The organism is Yersinia massiliensis CCUG 53443, from assembly GCF_000312485.1.
Taxonomy (GTDB): domain Bacteria; phylum Pseudomonadota; class Gammaproteobacteria; order Enterobacterales; family Enterobacteriaceae; genus Yersinia; species Yersinia massiliensis.
Genome location: NZ_HE997643.1, coordinates 589,757 through 613,415, shown reverse-complemented (window position 1 = coordinate 613,415; position 23,659 = coordinate 589,757). Strand labels below are relative to the sequence as shown.

Here is a 23,659-nt window from a genome sequence, read left to right as displayed (position 1 = left end):
TTAGTTTTCAAGCGCGTTCGTCAGTGTTGCCACATCGTTTACTGGTGCTGCGGCTAACGTGTCAACGATACGCTTAGTTAAGCCAGTCAAAACCTTACCAGGCCCAACTTCTAACAGCAGCTCAACGCCTTCTGCTGCAATAAATTCAACAGTCTCAGTCCAACGTACCGGATTATATAGCTGACGCACCAATGCGCTACGGATAGCCTCTGGTGACACTTCAGTTTTCACATCTACGTTATTCACAACAGGGAAAATAGGTGCCTGGAATTCAATATTTTCCAGTGCTTCTGCCAGCTTATCGGCGGCAGGTTTCATCAACGCACAGTGGGACGGTACGCTGACAGGCAAAGGTAAGGCTCGTTTTGCCCCCGCCGCTTTACACGCTGCGCCCGCGCGTTCTACGGCCTCTTTATTACCTGCAATCACCACTTGACCTGGTGAGTTAAAATTGACCGGTGAAACAACCTGCCCTTGAGCGGATTCTTCACAGGCTTTGGCAATGGATTCATTATCCAGACCAATAATGGCGTACATCGCACCCGTACCTTCAGGTACGGCTTCTTGCATGAGTTTACCGCGCAATTCAACCAGACTGACCGCCTGTTTGAAATCCAGTACACCCGCACAAACCAACGCTGAGTATTCACCCAAGCTATGGCCAGCCATCAACGTAGGCAGTTTACCACCTTGATGCTGCCAAACACGCCAGATAGCAACGGATGCCGTCAACAATGCAGGTTGTGTTTGCCACGTTTTATTCAGTTCTTCTGCTGGGCCTTGCTGCACTAACTGCCACAAATCGTAACCCAAGACCGATGATGCTTCACTGAAGGTTGCTTCAACTATCGGAAATTGTGCGGCCAAATCAGCCAGCATGCCGAGGGATTGAGACCCTTGGCCTGGAAATACCATTGCAAATTTCGACATTCTGCATTCCTGTTAAATCAAAAGAATCGCTATAGGCTTAAAAACGAACCAACGCAGAGCCCCAAGTGAAGCCGCCGCCAAATGCTTCCAACAACACTAACTGCCCGCGTTGAATGCGGCCATCTCGTACTGCTTCATCTAACGCCGCAGGTACCGATGCCGCAGAGGTGTTGCCGTGACGATCAAGCGTGATCACCACTTTATCCATCCCCATGCCGAGCTTTTTAGCCGTTGCGCTAATAATACGCAGGTTGGCTTGATGCGGCACCAGCCAATCCAGCGCTGAGCGATCCAGATTATTGGCCTGCAATGTCTCATCCACTATGTGAGCAAGCTCAGTCACTGCCACTTTAAAGACTTCATTCCCTGCCATCGTCACGTAGGCAGGTTGATCTTGCTGTTGGCGATCTTGATACGGCAATGCGAGTAATTCGCCATAACGACCATCAGCATGCAGATGGGTCGAAATGATGCCCTGTTGTTCAGATGCGCCCAAGACGACAGCGCCAGCGCCATCGCCAAACAGAATAATTGTGCCACGGTCTTCTGGATTCAGTGCGCGTGATAATACATCTGAACCGATAACGATGGCATGCTTGACCGCACCACTTTTGACATACTGATCTGCAACGCTCAATGCGTAGGTGAAACCTGCACAGGCCGCAGCCAGATCGAAAGAAGCAGCATCTTTGATGCCCAGCATTTGCTGCACCTGACAGGCAGAGCTTGGGAAAGCATGACTTGAGGAAGTGGTCGCAACAATGATCAGCCCGATGTCGTTTTTATCGATGCCAGCCATTTCCAGCGCTTTTTCAGCCGCGTGGAAACCCATAGTCGCCACTGTTTCATCCAGACCAGCGATACGCCGCTCACGAATACCTGTCCGAGTGACAATCCACTCGTCCGACGTATCCACCATTTTTTCTAAATCAGCATTACTGCGCACTTGTACGGGCAGATAACTCCCCGTACCGAGAATCTTAGTATACATGTACGATCAGTCACTCTTGGGTAATACCGCTTCAAGGCGCGCGGCAATTCGTTGAGGAACTTGCCGCTGCACCGCCTGCACAGCCTGTTCGATGGCGACGGCAAATGCGCGTTGATTCGCCGCACCGTGGCTCTTGATTACGATGCCCCGTAATCCTAACAGACATGCACCATTATACTGGTCGGGGTTCAAATGACCGAACCGCTTTGCCACACGTTTTTGCAGCCAACGCCCAATGAGTTTAAGCCACCAGGATTGCTTACCGCTTTCGCCCGATGATTTGAGCAGTGACAAGAACATTCTTATCACACCTTCCATGGTCTTTAGAGTGACGTTACCCACGAAGCCGTCACAAACCATTACATCAGTCTTTCCAGTCAGCAAATCATTGCCTTCCAGATAGCCAATATAATTGATTGCCGGTGTATTTTTTAATACTGCGGCGGCTTCGCGGATATTATCTAGCCCCTTAGTTTCCTCTTCGCCGATATTGAGCAAAGCAACACGTGGGTTCGTTATTCCAACAACTTCTTCTGCCATCACCGATCCCATGACAGCAAATTGCACCAACATTGTACTATCACATTCAACGTTAGCGCCTAAATCTAATACCACAGTCTTACTACGCTGTTGGTTAGGAATGACAGTCATCAGCGCTGGGCGTTCTATTCCGTCCAGTGGCGTAAGCATCATCTTCGCCAACCCCATCAATACCCCGGTATTCCCTGCACTAACACAAGCTTGGGCATCACCGTTTTTGACCAGCTCCAATGCGATACGCATAGAAGTCCCGCGGCTGGCACGAATGGCTTGTGAGAGTTTAGCATCGCTGGCAATAACATGCTCAGCAGGAATCACTTGTAACCTCTCCAGCAACAAAGGAGTGGCATTGACAAGTAACGGATTGAGAGTGTCGGGATTCCCGACCAGCAAGAGTTTTAGCTGTGGATTAGAGGCCAGTGCCTGCAATGAAGCAGGCACTGTGACGCAGGGACCGAAGTCCCCACCCATTGCATCTAACGCCAGGGTTAGACAAGTCAAGGTATCGCCTTGCTAAAGATTAGCAAGTACTACTCAGCCGATAACCTTGCGGCCACGGTAGAAACCGTCGGCTGTGATGTGGTGACGCAGGTGAGTTTCACCGGAAGTTTTGTCCACAGACAGAGTGGCAGTGGTCAGCGCATCGTGTGAACGGCGCATGCCACGTTTGGAACGAGTTGGTTTGTTCTGTTGTACGGCCATTGACCTTACTCCTTAATTACTTTTCTTTAAACTGGCTAATACGGCAAATGGATTAGGTTTCTCCACCTCTGCAGGCAGTTTACCAAATACCATGTCCGCCTCGGACACTTCACAGTGTTCAGAATCATGTACCGGAACGACAGGCAGTGAAAGAATAATTTCGTCTTCAATCATTGCCAGCAGATCAACTTCGCCAAATTCGTCGACTTCAATCGGCTCGTACGCTTCCGGTAATGCTTCAGCCTGCTCATCATTGACGATCGGGCTAAAACAATACGTTGTATGAACATGGTGTGCAAACGTGTTATTGCAGCGCTGGCACATCAATGTGACATCGACATCCGCATGACCTGTAATAACCGCCAGGCGCTGATTATCGATATTAAACGATAATGAGGCCACGACATCGCTGTCCACACTTACCACTGAATCGGCTACTCGTGTAACCTGCTCAGGCGAATAGATACCTGCGTAGTCTAAACGTTTCTGAGCGGTACGAACCGCATCAATGGTCAGGGGTAATTTTACCTTTTGCATAGGGCGCGCATATTAACTTTGTAACGACATAGAGTCAAAGAAAAAGGCCGTTTTACCGCACCTTTCACCAATATTCGCTTCCGAAGCGGCGGACAGTTTAAGATGCCTGATTAAATTTCGCCACGGTTTATGGAAAATATTATGCCGCAACTTGTTCTAGCCTCAACGTCTTCTTATCGTCGCGCCCTGCTCGAAAAACTGCAATTGCCCTTTATTAGCGCAGCGCCAAAGGCCGATGAAACACCCTTGGGGGGAGAAATGGCTGATGCGCTGGTGCAGCGATTGGCGCTCGCCAAAGCCCAAGCACTGGCTGAATGTTACCCACAACATGTGATTATTGGTTCAGATCAAGTGTGCGTCATTAACAATAAAATCGTCGGAAAGCCCCATAACCATGTAAATGCGCTGAAACAATTACAGCAAGCCAGTGGGCAATGTGTCACTTTTTATACCGGACTGGCGCTAGTCAACACCGCAACAGGTCACGTCAATTGTGTTTGCGAAACCTTTGATGTTTATTTTCGAATCTTAAGCGAAGCCGAAATAAATGGCTATTTAACGCGAGAGCAACCGTGGGATTGTGCCGGTAGTTTTAAAAGTGAAGGGTTGGGTATCACATTATTTGAACGGTTGTCGGGCCGTGACCCAAATACCTTAATCGGCCTGCCGCTCATTGCCCTCACCCAAATGTTAATTGAACAAGGGATAAATCCATTACTGTAGGCAAATTTTTCTAACATCACTATTTAACAATAAATGTTTAATAATGATGTTAGAACGTGAGTGTTTTGAAAAAAATGACGAATGGCAATTTTCTCATGCGCCCATATTAAACTGCCATTTTTTTGCGCAATATCAGTAAGCAATGACGTAACTGATTATCGAGAGGGGCCTCAATACGCATTGTTTCACCGGTATTTGGGTGCTCAAAACGTAAAGCCGCAGCATGCAAGAATAAACGATGCAGACCTGTTCCCTGCAATTGCTGATCAAACTCACGGTCACCGTAGCGGTCATCAAAAGCTATTGGGTGCCCTGCATGTAACGCATGAACACGAATCTGATGAGTCCGACCTGTAATGGGGCTAGCTTTAACCAGCGTCGCATGCTCAAAACGTTCTTCCACTTTGAACCGTGTTTCTGAAGGTTTACCTTCACTGCTAACCTTCACCACACGTTCGCCACTTTGCATGATATTTTTCAGCAAAGGTGCTTGTACCGCTTTGCAGTGAGACTGCCACTGACCGCGCACAAGCGCTAAATAGTCCTTCTGCATTCCTTTTAAACGCAACTGCTCATGCAAAGAGCGCAACGCAGAGCGTTTTTTAGCGACCAACAAGACACCGGAAGTATCGCGGTCTAGGCGGTGAACTAGCTCCAGAAAACGGGCTTCAGGGCGCAATGCTCGTAATGCCTCAATCACGCCGAAACTCAAACCACTGCCGCCGTGTACTGCTGTGCCTGAAGGCTTATTCAGCACTAAGAGATAATCATCCTCGAATAGAATGCAATCGGCCAGCGCCGCAACTTTATCAAGCTTCGCAGAAACTTGGACCTCTTCGCGCTCAGCAACACGTACTGGAGGAACACGCACCACATCACCGTCAGCCAATTTATATTCTGGCTTAATACGGCCCTTATTCACGCGAACCTCACCTTTACGCACGATACGGTAGATCATACTTTTTGGCACACCCTTCAATTTGGTAAGCAAAAAGTTATCTATCCTCTGGCCTGCTTCATCGGCAGAGATGGTGATTAATTGTACTGCTGGATTATTCGTTTTCATGGTGCGCGATTCTAAATACACCGAGGAATTAGCGCCACCCCTTTTTATGTGCTTAACTGTCATTCTGACTAATTAGAGATATCGTTTGCGTGCATTTATTGTTTAATAAGACAACGATAGCCGCAAACACTGTGATAACAGTAAAAGAATCTTTATGTAGACAGGTAAAGTCATCTTGCTATATCAGTGTCAGCAATGGAATAATGTCACTAATTCTGCGTTGATTCTCGTTAGACCAAGAGACTTGTGGAATATAAAAATTTGCCTGATCACACAAAAACGCAGCAATGGCGTAAGACGTAATGTGAAATCAAGCAATTAGCGGGCTGCGGGTTGCAGCTTGGTCGGCTAGTGGGTAACGCTCTGTTGTCTTATATTCAGAAGCGACCCTTTATATAAAAGTGCTGTTTTTCAGAACGAAACACAGGCTTACCGAAATAATGCGCCCCTATGCAGGCGACAACCGTGAGGTTGACGGCTTTGCTAGAAGACTCGGGGTCATCGGTTTACCCGACCATGAGGTTATTTTGCCCGCAGTTCTAACGCCAATGTAAAAATAACGAGTAAGTTAAGATGAAAAGAATGTTGATTAACGCAACTCAGCAAGAAGAGTTGCGTGTTGCCCTTGTAGATGGACAGCGGCTGTATGATTTGGATATTGAAAGTCCAGGCCATGAACAGAAAAAAGCGAATATTTACAAAGGTAAAATCACCCGAATCGAACCCAGTTTAGAAGCTGCTTTTGTTGATTATGGCGCTGAAAGACACGGTTTCCTTCCCCTAAAAGAAATTTCTCGCGAATATTTCCCTAGTAATTATTCCTCCCATGGCCGCCCAAACATCAAAGATGTGTTGCGCGAAGGCCAAGAAGTTATTGTTCAAGTTGATAAAGAAGAGCGTGGCAATAAAGGTGCTGCACTCACCACTTTCATCAGCTTGGCTGGCAGTTATTTAGTTCTGATGCCAAACAACCCGCGTGCAGGTGGTATTTCTCGCCGCATCGAGGGTGACGACCGCACTGAATTGAAAGAAGCCCTATCCTCTCTACAGTTGCCTGATGGCATGGGTCTGATTGTCCGTACTGCTGGTGTTGGTAAATCGGCTGATGCGCTGCAATGGGACTTATCATTCCGTCTGAAGCACTGGGATGCGATTAAAAAAGCCGCAGAAGGTCGCCCTGCGCCCTTCTTGATCCATCAAGAAAGTAACGTGATTGTCCGTGCTTTCCGTGATTATCTGCGCCCAGATATCGGTGAAATTCTGATCGACAACCCGAAAGTACTCGAGTTGGCAAAAGAACATATCGCCGCATTAGGTCGCCCCGATTTCAGCAGCAAAATTAAGCTCTACAGTGGTGAGATCCCTCTGTTTAGCCATTATCAAATTGAATCGCAGATTGAATCGGCATTCCAACGTGAAGTGCGTTTGCCATCCGGCGGTTCTATCGTTATCGATACCACCGAAGCCTTGACCGCGATTGATATTAACTCCGCACGAGCAACCCGCGGTGGTGATATCGAAGAAACAGCCTTCAATACCAACCTTGAAGCCGCTGATGAAATTGCTCGTCAGTTACGTTTACGTGACTTAGGTGGTCTGATTGTTATCGACTTCATCGATATGACCCCTGTGCGTCATCAGCGTGAAGTTGAAAACCGTTTACGCGATGCTGTTCGTCAAGACCGCGCGCGTATCCAGATTGGCCGCATCTCCCGTTTCGGTTTACTGGAAATGTCCCGCCAACGCCTCAGCCCATCGCTGGGTGAATCAAGTCACCACGTGTGCCCACGTTGTAGCGGCACGGGTACTGTTCGTGATAACGAATCCCTGTCACTCTCTATTTTGCGCCTGATTGAAGAAGAAGCGCTGAAAGAAAACACCCATGAAGTTCATGCCATCGTGCCGGTACAAATTGCGTCGTACCTGCTAAACGAAAAACGTGAATCCGTTAATGCCATTGAAAAGCGTCAAGGTGGTGTGCGTGCAGTGATCGTGCCAAACGATCAGATGCAAACCCCGCACTATTCTGTTCTTCGGGTACGTAAAGGCGAGGAAGTTCCTTCCCTGAGCTATCTGCTGCCACAACTGCATGAAGCAGAAATGGCGCAGCCGCAGGAAGAAACTACGATTGAACGTAAGCGCCCAGAGCAGCCTGCACTGGCGACGTTCTCTCTGCCGACTGAAGTACCACCGGAATCAACACCGGCGACCGCCGCCACTAAACCTGCTGCGGTGTCACAAGCTGCTACCTCAGCGACTGCTGAACAACCAGGCTTCTTTAGCCGTTTGCTCACCGGGCTGAAGGGTATCTTTGGTGCATCACCTGAAGCCGAAGTTAAACCGGTTGAAGTTGAGAAAACCGAAGCAAGTGATAATCGTCGTAATGATCGCCGTAATCCACGTCGCCAAAACAATGGGCGTAAAGATCGTGGGGACCGTACACCACGTGAAGGTCGTGATAACGGCAACCGTGACAGCAATTCTCGCGACAATAATTCTCGTGATAACAGCTCTCGTGACAATAACAGCCGTGACAGCAACTCTCGTGACAACAATAGCCGTGACAACAGCAGCCGCGACAATAGTCATCGCGAAGGTCGTGATGATCAGCGTCGTAATAACCGTCGCCCAGCTCAGCAGGCAACAGCATCGCAAGCATCAAATGACGTTGTTGACAGCAATAACGAGCAACGTGAAGATCAGCCGCAACGTCGCGGTGATCGCCAGCGCCGTCGTCAAGATGACAAACGTCAAACACAGCAAGATGTTAAAGCTAATGTTGATGTTTCTGCTGTTAATGTCGATGAAGCGCAGCCTGAGCAAGAAGAACGTCAGCAGGCTATGCAACGTCGTCAGCGCCGCCAGTTGAATCAGAAAGTCCGTATTCAATCGGCGAACGATGAGCTGAATAATCAGGAAAATACCTTACAGGTAGCCCCTGCTAGCACGCCTGTGGCTAATTTGCCTGTACCTGCTGTGCAGGAAGAAGTGAAGTTACTACCTCAAGTGACTGCTGCTGATGACGACGCAACGAATGACCGTAATGGCAATAACGAAAATGGAATGCCTCGTCGTTCCCGCCGTTCACCTCGCCATTTGCGTGTTAGTGGTCAGCGTCGTCGCCGTTATCGTGATGAGCGTTATCCTACCCAATCTGCAATGCCTCTGGCTGGCGCTTTCGCTTCACCAGAAATGGCATCAGGTAAGGTGTGGGTACGTTATCCGGTCGCTCAACCATTTGAACAAGCCGCTTTTGTAGAAAATCCGGTTGAAGAGCAATCGCCAATCGCAATCGCTGCAACTACGGTAGACGCTGCGACGGCAGACGTTGCGCCGGTAGAAGTTACAGCGGTAGAAGCTACAGTGGTAGAAATTACACCGATAGACACAGCGGTCGTTGAAGCAGCTAAGGTCGAGGAAGAAGCGCCCCATGCTGAAACTGCGGTAAATGTCCCGACTGCAATCATAGCAGCGCCAATTGTTGCGACGGCAACCGCTGCAGCACCAGTTTCGCAGCATAGACAAGGCGGTTCTGCATCTTCAGCCGCAGCCGTTCCAGGCCGTGCACCGATTGTCACCCCAGCAATCATCGCTGAGCCGGTCGTAGACACTGAAGCTATTGCAGCAGTTGAGCCTATCGAAGCAAATGAAGCTATCGAGGTGAATGAAACCGCGCCTACTGTCGAAGATGTTATCGCAGCAGAAGCCGTTATCGAAAACACCATCGTGCCAGATGCAACAGTTGAAGAAAACCAGCCTGAAAACGTTGAGGTTGTTGAACCAACCGCTGTTGAAGTAACTGCTGCGGAAGCACCCGTTACCGAAGTGGCAGTTGAGGAAACGGTTGTTGAGGAAACGGTTGTTGATGAGCCGGTTGTCGATGAACCAATTGTCGATGAACCGATTGTCGCTAAGCCAGTTATCAATGAAGAGCAGGTTAAAGAGCCTATCGACGTTGAAGCTGATGTTACTGCTGAAGCAATGGCACCTGAAGCGACTAATACTACTGAAGCTGTCGTGACTGCGGTTCCACAGCCTGTTGTTGCTCATCCTGAGGGCGTACTATTCAAGCATTTTGCGTCAGCACCGATGACCAAAGCACCAGCACCTGATTATGCACCAGAAGCGCAAACCAAAGGTTCTTGGGAACGTCCGGCCTTTGATTTCTCAGGAAAAGGATCTGCAGGTGGCCACGCGGCTGTGACTCAGGCAACAGCACCAGCGACAAAACCGCAATCAGTCGAATAAATGCAATCGCATTAATCACTAGCATTAAAAAAACCCGCTTCGGCGGGTTTTTCTTGGGCGCTAATGTCAGCTATCAGGCAATCTGTTTTACTTTCTTTATTTCAATACTTTCCAACTTACCTTCTATCGATTTTACGAAATCGCCGAAATGTTGAGTTTTATTATGTTTGTCTAATGCTGCATCAGACTCCCAACGTTCAAAGAAGACGAAAGAACCATTTTGACCATATTCAGCATGGAGGTCATATTGCAGATTCCCCTGTTCCTCACGACTTGGTTCTATCACCTGAAGAACAGCTTCTTTGACTTCATTCACAAACTCAGGTTTAGCCACTAAGCTGGCAATGACACGGACTTCCATCGTATTTCTCCCATACAGTACATTCAATTCGTGTATTTTGCGGCTAATCAACCGCTCATTTTTGGGGTGCTTCTATCCATAGCCCGTCTATAAGATGCCCTTTTTACATTATTTTCAACTCACTCTAAGCAAAGTTTTCAACTTACCCCTAACAATCAGATGCATCTTGTGCACTTTCCGCTTATTCTTACACCCCGCCGGAAACAGCACAAAAAACCGAAATCTCATCATGACTGCGGAGCCCGTTGAATGACTGCACAACCTCAAACCCTGAAAATTCGCCGCCCAGATGACTGGCATATTCACTTACGTGATGACGAAATGCTCAGTACCGTGCTGCCTTATACCTCCGAGGTGTTTGCCAGAGCGATTGTCATGCCGAATCTAGCCCCCCCTATTACTACCGTATCCAGTGCTATTGCGTATCGGGATCGTATTCTGGCAGCCGTGCCAGCAGGGCATAAATTTACGCCGTTGATGACCTGTTACCTCACCGACTCACTTGATATCAATGAGCTGACCGCTGGCTATGAGCAAGGTGTGTTTACCGCAGCGAAACTGTATCCGGCTAATGCCACCACAAACTCGAATCATGGTGTATCTGATATCCCGGCGATATATCCCTTGTTTGAGCAAATGCAAAAGATGGGCATGCCACTGCTTATTCACGGCGAAGTCACCGACGCTGCAGTGGATATCTTTGATCGCGAAGCGCGGTTTATTGACCAAGCCATGGAACCAATACGCCGTCATTTCCCCGAGCTAAAAATTGTCTTTGAGCATATTACGACCAAAGATGCCGCCGATTATGTGCTGGCAGGCAATCGTTTCCTTGGTGCGACCATCACCCCACAGCACCTGATGTTTAACCGTAACCACATGCTGGTTGGTGGGATTCGTCCTCATCTCTTCTGCCTACCAATACTGAAACGTAGCACTCATCAGGAAGCGCTGCGTCAAGCGGTCGCCAGTGGCTCCGATAGATTCTTCCTAGGCACTGACTCTGCACCTCATGCCAAACACCGCAAAGAGTCATCCTGTGGCTGCGCAGGTGTGTTTAACGCACCATCAGCACTGCCAGCTTATGCAACTGTGTTTGAGGAACTGAACGCGCTACAACATTTAGAGGCATTCTGCTCGTTAAATGGCCCGCGTTTCTATGACCTGCCAGTAAACGACGATTATGTTGAGTTGGTTCGCAGCCCCTTCCAACAACCAGAAGAGATCACGTTAGGGAATGAGTCCATCGTTCCTTATCTCGCAGGTCAGACGATCAACTGGTCAGTAAAAAGCTGAGGTCCATTAACGGGCTTTTTACTGCTTCGAAGATTTTTGGATCAGTCACTTGCAACTCGAATATTCATACTGTATAAATAACCAGTATGAATATTCGGAGGGCCATATATGCGTGTTGAAGTGAGCATTGATAAGAAAAATCAGTTACCCGCAGGTGCTATCGAAGCGCTAACCAATGAATTAAGCAAACAACTGGAAGCGAAATTCCCAGACACAACAACGAGTGTGCAAGTTCGCTATGCCAGTGCAAATAATCTTTCTGTTTTAGGTGGGGCTAAAACTGACAAAGATCTGATCTCTGAAATATTACAAGAAATATGGGAAAGCGCTGACGACTGGTTTGACGCAAACTAACCCACAAGAATGCTGTTTTTTGCCGGGGAGTCGCTCCTCGGCTTTTTTATACTCACTTCTCAGCCTTATTTCTGCACCATCTCTTATGTCCCGCGTTTTTTATAGAATTTATCATCAATAAAAAAATAATTTGTAAAGATTCGTGGATAATCACCAAATTGGTTACCTGTTGCGTATACTGAAAAAGCTCACATGATAATGAGCCGCATTGATCCTCGTTAGTCACTCCAGTCAGTAACTACTATATAAGGGGTCTTTATGGACAGAAATGATGAAGTTATTCAGACTCACCCGCTTGTAGGTTGGGATATCAGCACGGTAGATGCATACGACGCGATGATGATACGTCTTCATTACCTGTCTTCTATGGATCAACTGCCAGAAAATGCACTTGTTGATAGAACGCTTTGGTTGACAACTGATGTTGCTCGCCAATTAATCAATATTTTAGAAGCAGGCATCGCTAAAATTGAGTCATCAGAATATCAAGTTCTTGATCACCGGAAGCATTAATTTTTGTCCATTCACTTATTTTCAGTACTCGCAAAAACAGGCACCAGTGAATATCACTTGGTGCCTTTTTATTAACCACTTCCATCGCTTTAACGTTCACATCCCTTTTTCTCCCCTCACTCCCGTGTTATTACTATCGTCTTAATTTCTATTGTCTCTGTCGCCCGGTTAAATTTAATAGTGCATGCAATGACCACGATAATTACTCGTAACCGCGTCAAAATAGATTGAATAAAATAGAAGCGAAATCCTCAAGGGTACACAATATGGATTATGATTTGATTGTCATTGGCAGTGGTTCGGTGGGTTCTGCCGCAGGTTATTACGCGACACAGGCCGGTTTAAAGGTACTCATGATTGACAGTGCAATGCCACCTCATCAAGCCGGTAGCCACCACGGAGACACACGAATCATTCGTCATGCGTATGGCGAGGGCGAGAAATATGTCCCTTTAGTCTTACGTGCTCAGGCGCTTTGGAATCAACTCTCGGCCCAAACTGGCGAGGCGTTATTTCAGGCTAGCGGCGTGCTTAATTTGGGGCCTGATAACTCCACTTTCCTGCAAAATGCGCAGCTCAGCGCGCGGCAGTATAATTTGCCAGTCGAGATGTTAACGGCAGAACAGGTCCGTCAAAAATGGCCGGTATTTACCATACCCGATAATTACGTCGGCGTATTCGAGCCACAAGCAGGCTTCCTGCGCTCTGAGCTTGCGATAAAAACACTGATTAAAGCCGTCACTGAGGCCGGTTGTGGCATCCTGTTCAATTGTCCTGTTACCGCGATTGAACCGACAAATGAAGGGATTGATGTGGTGACTATTGATGGTACCTATAGTGCCAAAAAGGTTGTCGTCACTGCCGGGACTTGGGTTAAAGAGCTACTTCCTACATTACCCGTGACGACAATACGCAAAGTTTTCTCTTGGCACCATGCCGATGGCCGCTACAGTGAGGGGAACCGTTTCCCCGCATTTACCGTCGAAACACCAGATAACATTCATTACTATGGTTTTCCCTCACAGAATGACGAACTAAAACTCGGTAAGCATAATGGTGGGCAGCCTATCGAATCGGCTGTGCAGCGTAAACCCTTTGGCCGCTATGCAGAAGATGGCACAGAAGTTTTTGATTTTTTACGCAATTTTTTACCGGGTGTGGGTGTGTGCCTTCGTGGTGCTGCATGCAGTTATGACATGAGCCCAGATGAAGACTTCATCATTGATACACTGCCCGATAATAAAGACATCATGGTCGTGACGGGGCTAAGCGGTCACGGGTTTAAATTTGCTACAGCATTGGGTGAAGTTGCCGCTCTCTTCGCGCAAAATAAGTCGTCATCCATTGATATTTCAGCTTTTTCTCTTTCTCGATTCGAGAAAAGTTAGCTTTGTAACCGCTCATTTATCAGGCTTTTTTAGTTGCGATCAATTAAGTAATAAATTGATCGCAAAGTTATATTTATATAGATAATCACTCATTTTATGATATAAAATATCGCCACATTAATGATGGGTGAATATTTGTTCGTCATTTCCGTCAGAATCAATCGATATTATCGAGTTGACGTTTTAGGCCACTCAGGATTAACTTATCCTTGTATGCAGCCAGGTACGGTTGCAGTTAGACAAGGATTATGTCACATGAGAATATTAATTATTGATGAATGCTATTATACCCGATACGGTGTAAACACTTATTTTAATAGCACAGCATCGCTTAACTTAATGGATTTACCCACTGTTGAGAAAGCAACGTTATCAATCCAAGATTTCGCTCCAGATATAATATTTATCAACCTCACTAAATATTGTCGGTTCGGTGGGCACTGCCCATTACTCGAGCAATTTTTAGCTTGTTGCGGTCATGCTAAGATTTATATTTATCTGGATGCCTCTTATCCATTCAGTGAAACGCCCATTGCTCTAACGAATTCAGTTTCAATTCTGGCAAAAAGACATTTGCCAGAGTTGCTACAAAAAGTCTCTGATATTTCAAATGATATAAACCAACCACATACATCCTATCCAACCTCGTTGTTCAGCCCGCAAGAGCACAAAGTGATGTGCTACTGGATGATGGAAATGCCAAATTATCGTATCGCTCGTAAATTGAATATCAGTGATAGTACGGTATATTCACATAAGCGGCATATTACGGAAAAAATAAAAGTTAGAAACAGATTGGAATTATGCTTTATTTATAATGTGTTTAAATATCTATATTGAAACTCGCTATTAATGTAATCGTTAGAGCATCTAGTACACATCATCATTAGCTAAGGCAATCGATGTGTACGCTGCTTTAATGCAAAAAAACACAGCCGAAATCATATTATTAGAGCGGAATCGACGATTTAGAAGAGATTAAATTGACGCTGAATTTAAATTTTTAATATGCCCTATCCATATTTCTACCTATTAGATTTTTATTTTTATAATTATACCCATCCGTCTTTGCACATCGCCCTTTCCAAACACATGAATTTACTCGGCTAGCTTATTGTTTACTAAAGTTAAACTCCCTATAATGGGCAAAAATTTTAGCCGCAGGCAGTCAGAATGTTAAATAAATTGCTCTCGATAGTTATCAATAACGTACGAGAACATCTGTTGCTCTATATCTGCTTATGGTTGATTTTATTGGCTTTAGATATTTATTTCTTTTTCTACTAATCTGTTTCACTGCCCATCCCTATCTATCTTCGTCTGAGGACCTATAAGTAGCTATTTACCCAAGGCCCTCAGCCGATATTTTCGCGTTTTATTTACTCAACTTTGGCGGGTTTGCCATCACTCAGCAAAACTGCAAATTTATAGCCTGCAGGCGTTAACTCAAGCACAATCTTGGCAATAATGGTTAAAGGCACTGAGAGCAGCATACCTATCGGCCCTAATAGCCAGCCCCAGAAAATCAAGGATAAGAACACCACCAATGTCGATAGACCCAAGCCGCGGCCCATCATGCGTGGATCGATGATATTACCGCCAATCAAGTTTATCAGGATATAACCGCTAGTCACGGCAAGCGCATCGCCAAAGCCATTAAATAGCATCGCCTGAACGATGGGAGGAATAGCGGCAAGCACTGAGCCTATATTAGGTATGTAATTCAAGACAAAGGCCAACAGCCCCCATAGGAAGGCAAATCTAACCCCCATCGCAGCCAAAAATAGCCAGATAACAATCCCCGTCGCAATACTAATAATTGTTTTAATCACGAGATAATGGGTGACACCATTCAATGCACGTTTGAGAATGGCATTACCTTGTTCTGGGTTGTCAAACATCAACTGCATTTTATAAGGCAGTCGTTCGACTTCAAATAACATAAAGACCACAGTCATTAACAACAAGAATGTGCTCGCCATTGCACCAGAAAGATGGCTAAGCAACCGAGTAACAAAGTTCATCGCCATACTGGGATCAACATGTTTCATGATGTCATCTACCGAGAATTCGATATTAAAGCGCATAGCAAATTCTTGCAGGTCACGCATTTTTTCCAGCATCATGCCACGATATTGCGGTAATGAGCGGGCAAATTCATTTAATGAAGAACCTAACCGGCTGAAAAGAAGTGCCATCAGTAAAATAATCAACGTCACTAATAAGACAATAGCCAACGTGCGGGGAATTCTTATTTTCTCAAGCAATTTCACTAACGGATTCAGTACAATAGCGAGGAAGATCGCCAGTAAAAATGGCACAACAATAGGCGATGCAGCCTTAATGCCCGCCATAATGACCACCAGCATTGCTAACATCGCAACAAGCCGTAACCCTTGGTTGCCTACCATAGGTGTTTTCATTATCGATCCTTGTTTTGGAATCGCCATTACTCAAATGGCAAAAAAAGACGCTGTCGAATAAAATAACCGACAACGTCTTGATTTAATAGTACTGCTCACAGGTAAATAACCAGATTAATTAGGCATCACTCTTTATTAGCCGGAGCCTTTTCTGGCATTGGAATATGCATGGTTGTTTGCAATAGTCCTTTTGACTTATTAAAAATCTTAATGCCGTTTTCACGCCCTGCTCGGCGAGAGCGTTGTTCTTCCTGCGGCAATTTTAATTCTTCTTGGCATATCTGACTGCAGCAACCTTCAAATTTAGCTGCACAAGCTGGACACTGAATAAACAGTAAGTGGCAACCATCATTCTTACAATTAGTATGTGCATCGCAAGCTGTACCGCACTGATGGCAATGAGCGATGACATCATCAGAAATTCGCTCCCCCATGCGCTCATCAAAAACAAAGTTTTTACCAATAAACTTCAGTGGTAAACCTTGTTCTTTCGCTTTACGGGCATATTCGATGATGCCGCCTTCAACGTGATACACATTTTTAAAACCGTTGTGCAGCATATAGGCGCTGGCTTTCTCACAGCGGATCCCGCCGGTGCAGTACATCACAATATTTTTATCTTTGTCATGTTGCAGCATATCAACCGCCATTGGCAGTTGCTCACGGAAGGTATCTGATGGGACCTCAATCGCGTTTTCGAAATGGCCCACTTCATACTCATAATGGTTACGCATGTCGACAAACAGGGTATCTGGGTCATCAATCATCTGATTGACTTGGTCCGCTTTCAGATAATGCCCGACATTGCTGGGATCGAAGCTATCATCATCAATACCGTCAGCGACGATGCGCTCACGAACTTTCATCCGCAGTACCCAAAATGACTTACCGTCATCTTCATGGGCCACATTTAATCGCACTTGATCCAGTGCAGGATGTGAGGCGAACAGCGCAATTTTAAATTCGTCATAGCGGTTAGCAGGTACACTGATTTGCGCATTGATCCCCTCTTTCGCCACATAAACACGGCCAAAGACACCGAGTTTAACAAATTGGCTATAGAGGCTATCGCGGAAGGTTTTAGCATCTTCTAGCGAGAAATATTTATAAAAAGAAACTGTGGTGCGCGGTTCGGTTTCAGCCAACATGCGCGCTTTAAGTTCCTCATTAGAAATTCGGTTATGTAACACTGGCATGGTGTACGTTCCTGTCTTTCAAAGAGGTTACTGATAAGTATTGTGTTACTGCTCAATGGGTTATTTTGGCGATTAGAAGACTTACCGCAATAATTCATCACGCAATAGAACGGATATTCCGAGCGCCTGGTTTCCAGCGCGGCGCATATTATACCTGAAACCCACCTGCGGCGCACCCCGTGTAGCGTAGCACTTGACGCCAACGGCAATTATCGATATTCCTGTTTTATTCCTTTCTGTGTGACCAAGTGATGCTAATGCGCGCGATTTATTATGGCCTTGCCGCTTCTTTCTTTTTTGCTTTTACTTTTATTCTTAACCGTTCCATGGATCTAGGCGGGGGGAGTTGGATTTGGAGCGCGTCGCTGAGATTTATTTTTATGGCACCGATGCTATTGCTCTTGGTGTTATTACGCGGTCAATTAAGCCAAAGTTTAAAACATCTGCGCCAATATTGGCGGGGTTATTTACTGTGGAGTACCGTTGGGTTTGGCCTGTTTTATGCCCCCATTAGTCTGGCTGGGGCCTATGGGGAAGGCTGGCTCGTGGCAGGTTCATGGCAAATTACCATTATTGCGGGCTCACTGTTGGCCCCACTGTTTAAGCGTGAGATATCGACACCCGACGGGTTGAAATCTGTGCGTGGAAAGATTCCATTCAAAGGCCTGCGTTGGTCACTATTGATTTTAATTGGTGTGAGTTTGATGCAGTGGCAACACGCGCAGGCGCTGAATCTGCAACAAATGTTATGGTGCGTGTTGCCAGTCACATTGGCAGCGTTTATGTATCCATTGGGTAATCGCAAAATGATGGATATATGTCAGGGGGATGTTGATACCTTACAGCGCGTACTCAATATGACACTCGCCAGTTTGCCTTTTTGGTTATTATTGTCGTACTACGGATGGTCGCAAACGGGCTGGCCTTCACAGATGCAAGTCAATCAATCCTTGCTGGTGGCCTTATTCTCAGGGGTCATCGCGACATTGCTGTTTTTTGCAGCCACCAATTTGGTCAAGCAAGATTATTCGAAGCTGGCTGCCGTCGAAGCAACCCAATCAGGTGAAGTGCTTTTTGCTTTGTTGGGTGAAATGCTTTGGTTAGCCGCAGCATTGCCCTCAGGATTATCCCTGTTAGGGATAGGCTTGGTGATTGTCGGTATGATTGTGCATAGTATCGCACCCTTTATTGGCCAGCGGACGACGCTGAAAGCACCAACCGTACCCACTATTTACAGCGACGATCCTCATCGGTAAATCGAATGCGGTCAGTGAAAGCAGAGGCAATGATACCGGCGAGTAAAGCAATGCCCGCCGCAATCAACAATGACTTTGACTGCCAATAGGCCCCCAAATAGCCTAAAAGACCGCCGGATACCAAGAGACACGCACTGATTTTTGCTGCTGACATGGATTAGGCTCCGCCGAAGACACTTGATGATGATTTATACACCAAAAGAATCATAACCCAGAAATAATAAATCCCTTTCAGGGTGAAGGGATTTAAGCAAGATAAGCCAATGGCGTGTTAACACCTTGATGAATTAGCTCATTATCATTAATTTTGCCGGTAACCCCTGACGAACAGCCGCACCACTGACCCAATCCAACCACGTATTGGGAATTTCTCGTGTTGGGTCAGCAAACCCTAAGTCATTTAGATTGCTGCCTTGGCCGATGCGCGGATCCGACGCCATCACTTCCCCGTCGAGCACATGAGTTCTGGCGCCCATTTCCCGATGCCCATAGCCATGTTCAATCGCCACAACTCCGGGCATTACACCATCCAACAAACTGACTTGCACCGTCATCTCACCACCTGGCGTCATCAACCGCACTGTATCACCCTGTTGAATGCCATAGTGGAGCGCATCTCTAGGGTTGATGGCGACGAGGTTAGTCGGCTTAACCGCGCGTAGCCGCTCAATCATTGCCGTTGAACTGCTCATCAAATGCGATTTAAATGACATCAGACGCAGTGGCCACTCTGCCGCAGGGTAATGCTGGAACACATCTGAACCATCGGCCAAGCGTGATGGATACCATGTTGGGCAACCGCTGTAACGCTCACCGGTCATCGCATGATGATGTTTCGCCACATTCTCATTCCAGATTTGCAGTGGTTTTTTCCACTGTGGGCCCGTAGCCTCCCCATTCCAACTTTTCTCATAAGGCGCAAAACGCCCGCCACGTGCCAACAAATAGGCCACTCGACGCTGTTCATCCACCAGCAAACTCCGTTGCAACGCAGGCCACAGACGATCCACGCCAGTTAACTTGAGTTCATCATCTTGCGCGGCGGGCAAGGGCTTTTCACCGCCATAGGCAATGTTAGCTGCTGCGCGCAAATAGTAATCTTCCGCACTGTCCAACGGGTAATAATGACCTTCATTGTCCTGCATGGCATTGGCACCGAATCCCGGCAACTGTAATGCTTTCGCCACCGCAATCAGGAAGCTTTCCATTGCAACAGGTTCGCCTTGGGCTGTGCGCGCAGTACGTGGTGCAACAACCGGCCAACGGGCGGTGCTCGCTTTGACTAATACACCTGCCCAAGGCGCACTAAATCCCCAGCTTTCGAAATTGTGGGTATCCGGCACGATGTAATCCGCCAGTGCGGTGGTTTCATTCATAAAGGCATCGATGGCAATAAATAGCGGCAGTTGGCGCGGGTCTTGCAGTTTTTCCGCAATCAGATGACGTAAACCCGCCACGCCGTACAAAGGATTGGTCATGTGGCTGATCCACGCTTTTAACGGATAGGGGTAGCCTGACAGCGCAGGTGCAAGTTGCTCGGTCAATTGCCCGCCGACAAAGGGATACCAAGGGCCACGAGCAGGATAACCCGATTGGCCTTGCTGAATTTTTTGCTGATACTCCGCTGATTGTTCGTAAGGTTGTTTGCTGCGCGATAACGACAAGCCCTTCGGCTTGACCATGCCGTCAAAAGTCGCCAGTTGATAACGAGGTCCGTCCGCAAATCCATCAAATTTACCGCCACCGACAGAGACACCACCTTTAAGATTCAGGTTACCGATCAGGGCATTGAGCATCATCACTGCCCAAGTGGCATAGAAACCATTGCCACTCATCATTCCACCATGGGAGATCACCGCAGCCTGCCGTTGATGCGCAGTAAACTCACGTGCCAATCCAATAATAGTGGCCTCCGGCACGCCGCATTGCTGGCTATATTCTGCCAAGGAAAAACGTGCGGCAGCCTGTTGTAGGCAAGTCATGCCAGATTGGACTTCGACCACTTGCCCATCATGTAAGGTCACCTGCCGCGTGACAAACAATTGTGCTTGCAACATTGAGGCCGCGGGTTGTAATGCCGCCTCTTCGGCGACTTGTACCATCACTGGGCTATCGCTCCCCTCGGCCAGCGTTTCACCACTTATATGGTTTTCGCGCAGGAATTGGCCTGCCAATGGATGCGTTGGTGTCATAATCACCAGATGGCTGGCGTTGGTCCAACTGCGCTCACCGGCGGCCTGCATGGCCATTTCACCGGGCAGTGATAAGTAATCGTGATTAAAACGCTCTTGTTCAATAATCCAGCGAATCATTCCCATCGCCAATGCGGCGTCTGTTCCTGGTAATACCGGCACCCAGCGGTTATGTTGATTTGCCAATGTGGTGGTGAGCGGCAATGCGGGTGCGACGACCACATAATTAAAATCATCCCGCTGGCGCGCATTGGCTAACTGACGCCCTTGCCGCTTGAATGGGTTGCCTGATTGCGCCGGCGAGGTGCCAAGAAACAGGGCAAAACGCACGTTATCCCAATCCGGTTTGACGTGCGCATTTTTATCTAAATCCCCCATCAGAGCACCGGAACCCGCGCGATATGCCAACCCACAATACGCACCATGACTCCCGAGATTCTTAGTGCCAAAAGATTGGTTAGCAAAACGTCGGATAAAAGCATCGCGGCCATCATCACCTGCATTAGTCACCAAGAGCTGATTGGCTTTTGGGCCAAGAGATGGCTGTTGAGCATCGATGGGTGTCACCAGATCACGAATAGCGCGTAACCCTTCCACATGCCCTTCGCCAAACAAATCCCCGCCTTCGGTGACTTCTGTCACCAGTTGTTCAAAGCTTATCCGTTGCCATTGACCACCGCCCCGTGGCCCTACCCGCTTCATCGGCTCCGTAATCCGATAGGGGCTATCCACCCCCTCCAACAACGTGGCTCCCCGAGCACACGCGGTTGAGCGCCCTTCCATACCTTGTTCACCACCAAGGCGTTGCAGTGCTTCACTCAGCGGTAACGGGTAGGGGAAATGATGGTCATGGGATAACGGATGGTAAGGATTGCCGGCGATCCGCAGAATTTTATTTTGCTGCGTATCCACTCGCACCCGCAACCCACAGAGCGTCCAGCAGCCAAAACATTGCGTCATCGACACTGCCTGTTGCGGATTCGGCTGCCATTGCGGCCCAATACGCCCTTCCGTTGGCAAAGCATTGGCGCTGATAGGATCGAGCGTAAGTTTGCCGGCACTGCCATCCACCAGCCCTGCCAACGTCTTACGTGCCACCGCATGGTAGCTGGCACCAAATGCAACGACGCCGCCCAACGCTAAGCTGCCTTTTAACCATTGACGTCTAGTAGACTTAACCATGACGCATTTCCCCTTTAAGTGATTTTCCATCTGACACTTTATGTTGAAGCCACCTGACACCTTCGCGAACAGTAATTATTAGCGCTATCCATAGGCCGAATGTACCAACAATCGCCAGCAAACCTTCGCTACCCAGCGGCAAAGAGTAGGTGTTCACGAGTATGTTGAATTTAGGCAATGTTTGAGTTTGCATTAGCAGTAACCAACGGACTGACCAGCAAAGGCTGAGGGCGACGCCCCCCTGTATCACTACCATCGGCATCAATAATTTTTTGGCTTTATTGACCACAGCCAACCCGAGCAATAGCAACCACAGCACCACAGGGATCGCAGCTAATACCGGGGATTGCACGCTCCAGTCACGCAGTGCTTGTGCGGAGGGGTTACTGCCGCTGGCCCAAATTAAGGTTACCCCTGCTAGCGCCCCTAAATTAATGAATTGCCAATGCGCCAACGTCAGTTGATATTGCGGCTTTCGCCAGAGCCAGAGTGCCAGTAAGGGCGGGATGGCCTGCCATGCACTCAGGAAAATAACCAGCGGTAACCACAAACTGAACCACAGCGGTTGAGCGCGTAAGACGGATACCTCTCGTCCGGTGTAAAGCAAGATGCTAACGGCAGAAAGCGCGCTGAGCCATGCTAACGCAGCCAGTAGCCGTGGTCGTGTTTTCCCCCACAGGCGGCTGTAAGTCAGCGCCATAAAATAGGTCACCACCAACACACTAAACAGAGGGAGGAATAGCGATCCCCAAGACATCCATGACCATGGGGTGAAGTGCGCATAAAAATGCCAAACTCTGGCCGGTTGATGAAGATCCGCATTCAAGGCCAAAGGGGCAACAATGACTGCGGTCACGGCTATCATCAGTGCCGCAAACTCTAATACGTTAGGTTGTTGGCGAGAAAATGCTCGCTGGCATCCGGCAAATAGCACCGCACTACACGCCAACCCAATAAAGAAGAAATACTGCACCGCCCAAGGCAACCAAGCGATATCCTGCGGTCGAGCTAAAATCTCGCGGATCATGGATGTACCTCCTGCCAAAGTGCGGGTTGACCTTGCAGTGGCTGCGTGAAAACTTCATTTAGCCCAAGGTAAAATACCTGTGGATGCGTGCCTTGCTCCGGTTTCAGCACCTTGATATCGGTAGCATGTGCCAGCAGCATTTGGCGCAATGTGCTGTTGCCATCACGTAAATCACCGATGATCCGTGCACCGCCGACGCAAGACTCAACACAGGCCGGTAAGAGTCCGGCGTCCAGTCGATGAACGCAAAATGTGCATTTATCGGCAGTTTGGGTGCTGTGATTAATAAATCGGGCCTCGTAAGGGCATGCTTGCACGCAATAGGCGCAACCCACACAACGTGTATTGTCGATAACTACAATGCCGTCTTGGCGCTGATAAGTTGCTTGCACAGGGCAAACTGGCACGCATGGCGGGTTATCACAATGATTGCACAGCCGTGGCAGCAACACGTTAGTCACGCTGTCGGCACCCGACAGCGCAATCTGGTACTGATTAACGGTGGTACGAAACTGCCCCTGAGGGAGCTGGTTCTCAATGGCGCAACTGACAGTGCAAGCCTGACAACCGATGCAGCGGCGCAAATCAATCAACATGGCATAACGCCGTTTGATATCGCCCTGTTTGCGCACAGGTTCCATTTGCCAGCCCGCTTGCGCCAATGGCACCAGCGTCGCGCCTGCAGTTAACACGCCTAGCCGCTGTAAGAATGCTCTTTTCCCTTGATCCATTTT

The 23,659-nt window shown here is 47.8% G+C and carries 22 protein-coding genes; 9 read left to right on the top strand and 13 right to left on the bottom strand.

The genetic code is table 11. The features are described from left to right. From fabD to yceD, 5 genes are read right to left on the bottom strand one after another with little or no spacing between them, the layout of a single operon-like run. Complete coding sequence (fabD, locus tag BN68_RS02705; protein ID WP_019209607.1) at positions 1 to 930, bottom strand: ACP S-malonyltransferase; 930 nt, start codon at positions 928 to 930, stop codon at positions 1 to 3. A gap of 37 nt (positions 931 to 967) precedes the next feature. After that, positions 968 to 1,921 carry a beta-ketoacyl-ACP synthase III gene (locus BN68_RS02700; protein ID WP_019209606.1) on the bottom strand — a complete coding sequence of 318 codons (954 nt, stop codon included), beginning with the start codon at positions 1,919 to 1,921 and terminating at the stop codon, positions 968 to 970. A 6-nt stretch (positions 1,922 to 1,927) separates the two neighbouring features. Then, complete coding sequence (gene plsX, locus BN68_RS02695) at positions 1,928 to 2,962, bottom strand: phosphate acyltransferase PlsX (RefSeq protein WP_071822384.1); 1,035 nt, start codon at positions 2,960 to 2,962, stop codon at positions 1,928 to 1,930. A 33-nt stretch (positions 2,963 to 2,995) separates the two neighbouring features. Beyond that, positions 2,996 to 3,163 (bottom strand): 50S ribosomal protein L32, encoded by a 168-nt coding sequence (rpmF, locus tag BN68_RS02690; RefSeq protein ID WP_002210931.1) that lies wholly within the window; start codon positions 3,161 to 3,163, stop codon positions 2,996 to 2,998. A gap of 12 nt (positions 3,164 to 3,175) precedes the next feature. Beyond that, positions 3,176 to 3,700, bottom strand: a complete 525-nt coding sequence (yceD, locus tag BN68_RS02685; protein ID WP_005273034.1) for a 23S rRNA accumulation protein YceD — start codon at positions 3,698 to 3,700, stop codon at positions 3,176 to 3,178. A gap of 141 nt (positions 3,701 to 3,841) precedes the next feature. Here yceD and BN68_RS02680 point away from each other — a divergent pair, with 141 nt between their 5' ends. Next, the gene (locus BN68_RS02680) at positions 3,842 to 4,423 is read left to right on the top strand and encodes a Maf family protein (RefSeq protein ID WP_019209604.1); all 582 of its coding nucleotides are present in this window, start codon (positions 3,842 to 3,844) and stop codon (positions 4,421 to 4,423) included. A gap of 106 nt (positions 4,424 to 4,529) precedes the next feature. On the opposite strand, the gene rluC is transcribed toward BN68_RS02680, so the two are convergent. Continuing rightward, positions 4,530 to 5,489 (bottom strand): 23S rRNA pseudouridine(955/2504/2580) synthase RluC, encoded by a 960-nt coding sequence (gene rluC / locus BN68_RS02675; RefSeq protein ID WP_019209603.1) that lies wholly within the window; start codon positions 5,487 to 5,489, stop codon positions 4,530 to 4,532. 573 nt (positions 5,490 to 6,062) lie between these two features. On the opposite strand from rluC, the gene rne reads away from it, so the two are divergent. Next, complete coding sequence (gene rne / locus BN68_RS02670) at positions 6,063 to 9,737, top strand: ribonuclease E (RefSeq protein ID WP_042806377.1); 3,675 nt, start codon at positions 6,063 to 6,065, stop codon at positions 9,735 to 9,737. Between the two features lie 73 nt (positions 9,738 to 9,810). On the opposite strand, the gene BN68_RS02665 is transcribed toward rne, so the two are convergent. Continuing rightward, complete coding sequence (locus tag BN68_RS02665; protein ID WP_019209601.1) at positions 9,811 to 10,098, bottom strand: putative quinol monooxygenase; 288 nt, start codon at positions 10,096 to 10,098, stop codon at positions 9,811 to 9,813. 249 nt (positions 10,099 to 10,347) lie between these two features. Between BN68_RS02665 and pyrC the strand changes: the two genes are divergently transcribed. The 6 genes from pyrC (at position 10,348) to BN68_RS23140 (ending at position 14,936) form a co-directional block, all read left to right on the top strand. Next, the gene (gene pyrC / locus BN68_RS02660; protein WP_019209600.1) at positions 10,348 to 11,394 is read left to right on the top strand and encodes a dihydroorotase; all 1,047 of its coding nucleotides are present in this window, start codon (positions 10,348 to 10,350) and stop codon (positions 11,392 to 11,394) included. A gap of 108 nt (positions 11,395 to 11,502) precedes the next feature. Next, on the top strand, positions 11,503 to 11,748 hold the full coding sequence (gene dinI, locus BN68_RS02655) for a DNA damage-inducible protein I (RefSeq protein ID WP_019209599.1): 246 nt from the start codon (positions 11,503 to 11,505) through the stop codon (positions 11,746 to 11,748). 258 nt (positions 11,749 to 12,006) lie between these two features. Next, positions 12,007 to 12,261: a biofilm formation regulator BssS gene (bssS, locus tag BN68_RS02650; RefSeq protein ID WP_019209598.1), complete on the top strand. Its 255-nt coding sequence runs from the start codon at positions 12,007 to 12,009 to the stop codon at positions 12,259 to 12,261. Positions 12,262 to 12,527: 266 nt separating this feature from the next. After that, the gene (gene solA, locus BN68_RS02645) at positions 12,528 to 13,649 is read left to right on the top strand and encodes an N-methyl-L-tryptophan oxidase (RefSeq protein WP_019209597.1); all 1,122 of its coding nucleotides are present in this window, start codon (positions 12,528 to 12,530) and stop codon (positions 13,647 to 13,649) included. A gap of 255 nt (positions 13,650 to 13,904) precedes the next feature. Further along, positions 13,905 to 14,489 carry a LuxR C-terminal-related transcriptional regulator gene (locus BN68_RS02640; RefSeq protein WP_019209596.1) on the top strand — a complete coding sequence of 195 codons (585 nt, stop codon included), beginning with the start codon at positions 13,905 to 13,907 and terminating at the stop codon, positions 14,487 to 14,489. A gap of 333 nt (positions 14,490 to 14,822) precedes the next feature. Then, the gene (locus tag BN68_RS23140) at positions 14,823 to 14,936 is read left to right on the top strand and encodes a DUF2770 family protein (protein WP_049605264.1); all 114 of its coding nucleotides are present in this window, start codon (positions 14,823 to 14,825) and stop codon (positions 14,934 to 14,936) included. Between the two features lie 92 nt (positions 14,937 to 15,028). Here BN68_RS23140 and BN68_RS02635 read toward each other — a convergent pair whose 3' ends face one another. Next, on the bottom strand, positions 15,029 to 16,072 hold the full coding sequence (locus BN68_RS02635) for an AI-2E family transporter (RefSeq protein ID WP_019209595.1): 1,044 nt from the start codon (positions 16,070 to 16,072) through the stop codon (positions 15,029 to 15,031). A gap of 125 nt (positions 16,073 to 16,197) precedes the next feature. Then, the gene (gene trhO, locus BN68_RS02630; protein ID WP_019209594.1) at positions 16,198 to 17,268 is read right to left on the bottom strand and encodes an oxygen-dependent tRNA uridine(34) hydroxylase TrhO; all 1,071 of its coding nucleotides are present in this window, start codon (positions 17,266 to 17,268) and stop codon (positions 16,198 to 16,200) included. A 257-nt stretch (positions 17,269 to 17,525) separates the two neighbouring features. Between trhO and BN68_RS02625 the strand changes: the two genes are divergently transcribed. Beyond that, complete coding sequence (locus BN68_RS02625; RefSeq protein ID WP_019209593.1) at positions 17,526 to 18,524, top strand: DMT family transporter; 999 nt, start codon at positions 17,526 to 17,528, stop codon at positions 18,522 to 18,524. On the opposite strand, the gene BN68_RS02620 is transcribed toward BN68_RS02625, so the two are convergent. The 4 genes from BN68_RS02620 to ttrB all read right to left on the bottom strand — a co-directional run bounded on the left by BN68_RS02620 (position 18,496) and on the right by ttrB (position 23,656). After that, positions 18,496 to 18,678: a hypothetical protein gene (locus tag BN68_RS02620; RefSeq protein WP_019209592.1), complete on the bottom strand. Its 183-nt coding sequence runs from the start codon at positions 18,676 to 18,678 to the stop codon at positions 18,496 to 18,498. The genes BN68_RS02625 and BN68_RS02620 overlap by 29 nt on opposite strands. A 133-nt stretch (positions 18,679 to 18,811) precedes the next feature. After that, positions 18,812 to 21,898 (bottom strand): tetrathionate reductase subunit TtrA, encoded by a 3,087-nt coding sequence (gene ttrA, locus BN68_RS02615; RefSeq protein ID WP_019209591.1) that lies wholly within the window; start codon positions 21,896 to 21,898, stop codon positions 18,812 to 18,814. Further along, positions 21,891 to 22,925 (bottom strand): tetrathionate reductase subunit TtrC, encoded by a 1,035-nt coding sequence (gene ttrC / locus BN68_RS02610; protein ID WP_042806376.1) that lies wholly within the window; start codon positions 22,923 to 22,925, stop codon positions 21,891 to 21,893. Before ttrC ends, ttrA begins: the two co-directional genes overlap by 8 nt. After that, positions 22,922 to 23,656 carry a tetrathionate reductase subunit TtrB gene (gene ttrB / locus BN68_RS02605; RefSeq protein WP_019209589.1) on the bottom strand — a complete coding sequence of 245 codons (735 nt, stop codon included), beginning with the start codon at positions 23,654 to 23,656 and terminating at the stop codon, positions 22,922 to 22,924. Before ttrB ends, ttrC begins: the two co-directional genes overlap by 4 nt. Positions 23,657 to 23,659 lie beyond the last annotated feature (3 nt).